This window comes from Rhodococcus sp. YH1, from assembly GCF_009939605.1.
Taxonomy (GTDB): domain Bacteria; phylum Actinomycetota; class Actinomycetes; order Mycobacteriales; family Mycobacteriaceae; genus Rhodococcus; species Rhodococcus aetherivorans.
The window spans coordinates 1-5918 of the sequence record NZ_WVTE01000133.1 but is presented as its reverse complement, the minus strand read 5'-3'; the positions used below and the strand labels follow the sequence as shown (position 1 = coordinate 5918).

The following is a 5918-nucleotide window of genomic DNA, read 5'->3' as shown; positions in this document are numbered from 1 at the left end:
ACCCGCCGCGGGTACACCTCCGAGCCCGGCGCCGGTCTGGACTTCGGCACGCACGAGCCGCCCTTCGCGATGACGGACGTGATCCGCGGCGGCATCGGCCGCAACTTCAGCTTCGACTTCGGCTACGACCAGGCGATGATGATGTTCACCCCGGTCGGGGGCATGGACCGCATCTACTACGCGTTCGAGGACCGCATCGGTACCGACAGGATCGAATACGGGTCGGAGGTGACGGCCCTGCAGAACACGACCGAGGGGGTGCGGGTGGAATACACCCGCGACGGTGCGCCGCGGGTGGTGGACGCCGACTTCGCGATCTGCACCATCCCGCCGCACCTGGTGACGCGGCTGAACCACAACCTGCCCGCCGACGTCGTGCACGCACTCGGCGCGGCCGAGCCCAGCTCCTCGGGCAAGCTCGGCATCGAGTACACGCGCCGCTGGTGGGAACTCGAGGACCGGATCTACGGCGGTGCCAGCAACACCGACAAGGACATCTCCCAGATCATGTTCCCCTACGACCACTACAACTCGGACCGCGGCGTGGTCGTCGGCTACTACTCCTCGGGCAAGAGGCACCTCGGTTTCGAATCGCTCACGCACAAGCAGAGATTGGCCAAGGCGATCGCGGAGGGGGCAGAGATCCACGGCGACAAGTACACCCGCGACATTGCCTCGTCGTTCTCGGGCAGCTGGCGCCGCACCCGGTACTCGGAGTCGGCCTGGGCATCGTGGCAGGGTGCCGGGGGTTCCCACGGGGGAGAGGCAACCCCCGAATACACCCTGCTGCTCGACCCGGTGCAGAACGTCTACTTCGCCGGCGACCACCTGTCCAACGCGATCGCCTGGCAACACGGTGCGTTCACCTCCGCACGCGCCGTGGTCACGTCGCTGCACGAGCGTGTCGCCGCATCCTGACATCCCCATCCCGGACAAGGAGAGATCCATGAACAAGCGTGCCGCCCGAACCGTTCTCGCGGCCCTGGTCCTGCCCGTCGTCGGCGCCTCGACCGTGGCGTGCTCGTCCACGGACGCGGAGGCCGGCTCGGCACCGCCCGTGCTCGTGCAGTCGGTGCTGCCGGTCGGGGAGGCCAACCCGATGATCGCCGAGGGCGTGGGCATCGGCGCCAGCGCCGCCGTGTACAAGACCAGCGGAACCGGGCCGTCGGCCGCGAACACCGCCGCGCCGCAGGGGTCCCCGGAGTCCTACATCGACACCGCGACCTTCGCGGGCGGTGTCCTCCCGGCCGGGGTGACGGTCACCGAGGCGCAGGGCATCAATGTGCTCCGCAAGATCCGCGACAATCTCGAGGCTCAGGGGCTCGGTCTGGCGGACGTGACCACGATGCGGGTCTTCCTCGACAACGCCCCGGGGACGGATCGCGCCGACTACGCCGGATGGAACCGGGCGTACCGCCAGTTCTTCGCGAACACCAACCTCGAGACCGGCGACACCGAGCTGGTGCCGATGGGGACCGCCGAGCCCGCCGCGCCGCTCGAACGCAACCCGGCTCGCCCGAACCGATTCGCGCTGGAGGTGGCGAGTCTGCCGGTGGCCGGGTGGCTCGTCGAAGTGGAGGTCGACGCCGTCTACCCCGAGGGGAAGGGACCCCGCTGATGGGAGCACTCAGTCCCGCCCACTGGGCGATCATTGCTCTCGTGGTGCTGGTGTTGTTCGGATCCAAGCGGCTGCCCGAGGCCGCACGGGGCCTCGGGCGGTCGATGCGAATCCTGAAGACGGAAGTGGGTGAGTTGCATACGGACACCGGCGACGCGCCACGGGAGCTGTGAACGCGTGGGCCTGCGCCGCGGCGCAGGCCCACGGGCCGCGTCCGCCGGGCTGTGGGTCGAAGTTCCCATCCCGGGGCGGGCCGAATGGGCAATCCTTCCGATGCCGGTCACCGTCGGTGCTCCTAACGTCCTCTGCGACGGCAGATTCGGACTCGGTCAGGAGCGGTCATGAGCGCACACGTCGGCGTCGGACCCGGTACGCGGCTGGTTCGGGGACGTGCCGCCGCACTCGCCGGGATCGTCGCGCCCCTCCTCTTCACCGTGGTGGTGCTGGCGCAGCAGGCAGCCCGGCGGGACGAGTACAGCCCGACCGCGGAAACGATCAGTGCGCTCGAAGCCGGCCCGAACGGCTGGATCCAGCAGTTCAACTTCGTCGTGTTCGGACTCCTGCTGCTGATCTTCGCCGTCGCCGTGCACCGGGGACCGGCGGCCGACCGGACGGGCGCCCTCGGCCCGGTGCTGATCGGTCTCGCCGGCGTCGGCGCACTGCTCGCGGCGGTGTTCCCGCTGCGGGAGGACGCAGCGGGGGTCACCTACGACCCGGGCTACCACTTCGTCTCGGGCTTCACGTTCTTCTCGTGCATCGCGCTCGGCCTGGTCGTGACGTCGCGCCGTCTCGCACGCGACGGGCGGTTCCCGGCGCTGTCGCGCTACGTGCTCGGTGCGGGACTCGTCGCCGCGGCCGGCGTGCCGCTCATGGTCGTGCTGGTGCTGCCCGACGACGCGCCCCTGCACGACCTCGCGGGTCTCGTGCAGCGGGGCATTCTCTGGCTGGTCGTCTTCCCCGCGCTCGTCGCGCTGGGCCTTCGCCTGCGCGCCGGGGGTGCCCCCACCGGGCAGGCCGGCGCCCGCTGAGCGAGGCGGGCGCCTCCGCGCTGTTAGAGGCGGGCGCCTCCGTGCTGATTGAGGCGGCGCCTCCGTGCTGATTGAGGCGGCGCCTCCGTGCTGATTGAGGCGGCGCCTCCGTGCTGATAGAGGCGGCGCCTCGGCGAGTCAGTTCCGGTATTCGGGGTTCGCGTCGAGGAACTGCACGACGTACCAGCACGAGGCCGCGATCTTCAGGCCCTCCGAACGGGTGGCGTCGAGGGCGTGGCGGACCACCTCGGCGGCGAGCCCGTGACCGCGGAACCGGGGCTGGGTGACGGTGTGGTCGAAGTCGCGCACACCGTCCGAGTCGGTGTAGTCGGCGAACGCGGCGAGGGTGTCGCCGGTGTACAACGCGAATCGGGACTGCTCGGCGTGATGTTCGATGCGGTGCTCGTCGTTGGTCACGCCAACGACCCTACCGGCCGTCGCGCCGGCGGGGGGATCCGCCCGCGGCGGCGGTAATGCGCGCGGCGCGGGCCGCGATGTTCCTGTTGTGGACCTGTGTCGAGGGCGGGCCCCGCGTGACGTGAGCGGTGACGTGGTGGTGGTGGTGACGCGATGCAGTCGACAGTGGCGACGGGCTCAGGCGGGGACCGGGCCGGCCGGCGGGTGGGCGGCGCGGACGGCGTCGACGAACGCGGACTTGCGGGTCAGGTAGCGGTCCCGGAACTCGTCGAGGTCGTCGGTTCCGTCGCTCGAGACGGCGGTGAGGTATCCGAAGAGGGCGACGGCGGCGGCGAGCACCGGATCGGGAGCGGACAGCCGCATCTCGTTGACGATCGCGTCGAGGTCGACGATGCCGCGGGCGACCGAGCGCAGGTGCAGGTCGTCGGATTGCAGGGCCTCGGTGAGGTCGGCCTCGGCGAGGGCGGAGTGATCCGCCTCGAACAGGTGGTTGTAGACGCTGTCGGCGGCGTGCAGGAAGCGGACCTGCAGCGCGCGATCGGCCGCCCACAGGGGAGCGGCCACGGCGGCGTTCCGTCGCGGGGGTCGCGCGCCGATCCGGGTGGCGAGGACGCCGAGGAGCACGCCGGCCGTGAGTCCCACCGGTACGGCCCACCAGGGTGCCGCACCGCTCGTGAGCAGGTCGGTCAGTGTCTCCACCGTACGGATCCTAACAGCGGAAGTCACATCAGTCTCACCAGTCACTCTGTTATCGAATCGTTCCGGCTGCGCGATCGGGTGGTTGTCGCAGGTCACTAACGTCAACGGTCGTTCGAAGGAGGTGCCGTATGACCGCATCCGCGCTGACGGACGCGAAACTCGTCCGCGCGTTGTCCGACGAATTCCTTTCGCGGCGAGTCGATTACAACGCGCTGGAGCGCCTTCATCACGGGGACGTGGCGGACTGGGCCGCCGCGGCGAGCAGGTTCGCGGCGCTGTCGGACGAGGAGGAACGGCACCTCGCCCTGCGCTGGCGGGACAATCCCCGGGAACTTCTCGACATCCTGCTCGCGCGGGCCGACGAGGTCACCGCCCGCCGATGCCGCACGGCCTGGGTCTCCCTCGACCGGTTCGCGCCGTTCGTCCGCGCGAGCAACGGGCCGTGACCACGGCACCGCCACGGGGCCTCAGGACTCGTCCACGACGATCACCTCGTCGTCGCCGAGTGCCCGGAACGGCAGCCGCTCGCGAGTGAGGAAGTCCAGCGTCCGCGCGACGCCCGCGTCGGCGAGGGGGGAGTCCCCGGCGTGCGGGACGATCGCGTAGTCCACCCACCCGAGACCGTCCCAGCGGGCCGGGACCCCGCAGACCGCGTCGACCTCGCCGGGATCGTCGGAGAATTCGAGACCGCGCAGGGACGGCGTCACAAGGCACGCCCCTGCGCTGTATCCAGCGTAGGCCAGCGCACCGGAACGGACCAGGTCCGTGAGGATCTCGTCGCCCCCGCACAGGGCGAGCCGCGCGCGCAGCACGAACGTGTTGCCGCCGCGCACCCACAACGCTCCGAATGGGGACAGCGCCGCCCGCAGGCCGTCGGGGGCGCCGGCATGGTCCCGCAGATCCACCTCGGTGGGTTCGTATCCGAGTGCACGCAGCGGCGCCAGCTCGCTCGCCACCGCCGAGTCCCGGGCCCGGGACGGCCATGCGTCGGCCGCGTTCGCGATCACCGCGATGGGGCACGGCCCCCGCGTGACTCCGAGGAGCAACCCGGGATCCGTGCCGAACCGGTACGACGACAGGAACAGCCGCACGAAGCCGCCGATCAGATGGTGAAGGCGAGGTGGTCGACGATCCGCCGGCCCACCGTCGTGTCGCCGCCGAGGGTGATCTCGTCGAGACGGTCGAACGCGTGCGTGCGACCGCCGGCGAGCCGCACGAACAGCCGCGAATCCATGGCCACGATGCTCGTCGCCTGACCGGACAGGGCCGGCACCACCGCGGCCCGGCCGTCCACCTCGACGTGGAGGGTGCGGGCCAGCGGGCCGCTCAGCTCGAACGTGATCCGCGCCCCGTCGGGAGCCTTGCCGCGCTTGCCGACGACGAACGCGAGCGCCCCGAAGATCTCCGCGGCTGCGAGCTCGGCCCGGGCGCCGCCCTCGTCGCCGGGCACGCCGAGCGCGTCGCGGAGGTCGAGTTCGTGCATCCAGCAGTCGAAGACGCGGATGCGCATGAAACGGCCGTAGGTGGCCTGCCCCACCGGGGTCATCGCCGGTTCGTCGAAGTCCTTCTGGGTCATGGCCCCGAGTTGCTCCCGCCGGCGCGCGACGATCTCCCGGTACCGCGCGAGCACCTCGTCGCCGGGCGTGCCGCGGAGGGACTCGATCCACCGTTCGTTGAAGGCGCCGATCTCGTTGCGGACGTGGCCGAGGGCGTGCACGTCGATCTCGACGTGCGGCGCCTCGATGCCGGCGAGCATCGACTCGGTCCCGATCAGGTGTGCCGTGATGTCCTTGACCGTCCACCCGGGCAGCGAGGTGGGCGTGTACCAGGTGTCCCCGTGTACGTCGGCGAGCAGTTCGTCGATGACCCCGAACTGCTCGAGCAGCAGCGCGCGGATCGGCTCGACCGGGAACTCCGGCGCGGCGTCCGTGTCCGGCCCGGTGGTGCCGCCGGTCGTGGTGTTTCCGTGTGTCTTTCCGTGTGTCACAGTGCGTCCTCCGCTTCGAGACGGGCCAGGCCGGCGCGGATCGCCGCGCCGGTGGCCTCCGGGTCGTGGGGCCGGCGCCGCAGCAGTCCCGCCGCGAGGCGCAGCTTGTCGCCGCGCCACCGCGGCAGCACGTGCAGATGCGCGTGGAAGACGGTCTGGAAGGCGGACC

Annotated in this window: 9 protein-coding genes; 5 read left to right on the top strand and 4 right to left on the bottom strand. The window is 71.0% G+C overall.

Annotated elements, in window-relative coordinates; genetic code table 11:
• The 4 genes from AIIKEEIJ_RS12035 to AIIKEEIJ_RS12020 form a co-directional block, all read left to right on the top strand.
• Window positions 1–918, top strand: a 918-nt coding sequence (locus AIIKEEIJ_RS12035; RefSeq protein WP_202916938.1) for an FAD-dependent oxidoreductase, incomplete at its 5' end; no start/stop codon positions are given.
• Window positions 919–946: 28 nt separating this feature from the next.
• Window positions 947–1618 carry a Rid family hydrolase gene (locus AIIKEEIJ_RS12030; RefSeq protein ID WP_161995738.1) on the top strand — a complete coding sequence of 224 codons (672 nt, stop codon included), beginning with the start codon at window positions 947–949 and terminating at the stop codon, window positions 1616–1618.
• Complete coding sequence (gene tatA, locus AIIKEEIJ_RS12025) at window positions 1618–1791, top strand: Sec-independent protein translocase subunit TatA (protein ID WP_006940119.1); 174 nt, start codon at window positions 1618–1620, stop codon at window positions 1789–1791. Before AIIKEEIJ_RS12030 ends, tatA begins: the two co-directional genes overlap by 1 nt.
• Before the next feature lie 168 nt (window positions 1792–1959).
• Window positions 1960–2646: a DUF998 domain-containing protein gene (locus tag AIIKEEIJ_RS12020; protein ID WP_072634943.1), complete on the top strand. Its 687-nt coding sequence runs from the start codon at window positions 1960–1962 to the stop codon at window positions 2644–2646.
• Window positions 2647–2784: 138 nt separating this feature from the next.
• Here AIIKEEIJ_RS12020 and AIIKEEIJ_RS12015 read toward each other — a convergent pair whose 3' ends face one another.
• Both AIIKEEIJ_RS12015 and AIIKEEIJ_RS12010 read right to left on the bottom strand, forming a co-directional pair.
• Entirely contained in the window at window positions 2785–3063 is a 279-nt protein-coding gene (locus AIIKEEIJ_RS12015) for a GNAT family N-acetyltransferase (protein WP_161995737.1), read from the bottom strand.
• 177 nt (window positions 3064–3240) lie between these two features.
• A complete protein-coding gene (locus AIIKEEIJ_RS12010; protein WP_161995736.1) occupies window positions 3241–3762 on the bottom strand; it encodes a hypothetical protein in 522 nt (173 codons plus the stop codon).
• Window positions 3763–3890: 128 nt separating this feature from the next.
• On the opposite strand from AIIKEEIJ_RS12010, the gene AIIKEEIJ_RS12005 reads away from it, so the two are divergent.
• The gene (locus AIIKEEIJ_RS12005; RefSeq protein WP_006940127.1) at window positions 3891–4208 is read left to right on the top strand and encodes a hypothetical protein; all 318 of its coding nucleotides are present in this window, start codon (window positions 3891–3893) and stop codon (window positions 4206–4208) included.
• Between the two features lie 21 nt (window positions 4209–4229).
• On the opposite strand, the gene AIIKEEIJ_RS12000 is transcribed toward AIIKEEIJ_RS12005, so the two are convergent.
• Both AIIKEEIJ_RS12000 and AIIKEEIJ_RS11995 read right to left on the bottom strand, forming a co-directional pair.
• Window positions 4230–4853, bottom strand: a complete 624-nt coding sequence (locus AIIKEEIJ_RS12000) for a Type 1 glutamine amidotransferase-like domain-containing protein (protein WP_029542868.1) — start codon at window positions 4851–4853, stop codon at window positions 4230–4232.
• Window positions 4854–4864: 11 nt separating this feature from the next.
• The gene (locus AIIKEEIJ_RS11995; RefSeq protein WP_161995735.1) at window positions 4865–5749 is read right to left on the bottom strand and encodes a maleylpyruvate isomerase family mycothiol-dependent enzyme; all 885 of its coding nucleotides are present in this window, start codon (window positions 5747–5749) and stop codon (window positions 4865–4867) included.
• Window positions 5750–5918: the final 169 nt, after the last annotated feature.

Coding starts and splice junctions, on each gene's coding strand:
- AIIKEEIJ_RS12030 (WP_161995738.1), top strand. CDS start 947: ATGAACAAGCGTGCCGCCCGAACCGTTCTCGCGGCCCTGGTCCTGCCC.
- AIIKEEIJ_RS12020 (WP_072634943.1), top strand. CDS start 1,960: ATGAGCGCACACGTCGGCGTCGGACCCGGTACGCGGCTGGTTCGGGGA.
- tatA (WP_006940119.1), top strand. CDS start 1,618: ATGGGAGCACTCAGTCCCGCCCACTGGGCGATCATTGCTCTCGTGGTG.
- AIIKEEIJ_RS12005 (WP_006940127.1), top strand. CDS start 3,891: ATGACCGCATCCGCGCTGACGGACGCGAAACTCGTCCGCGCGTTGTCC.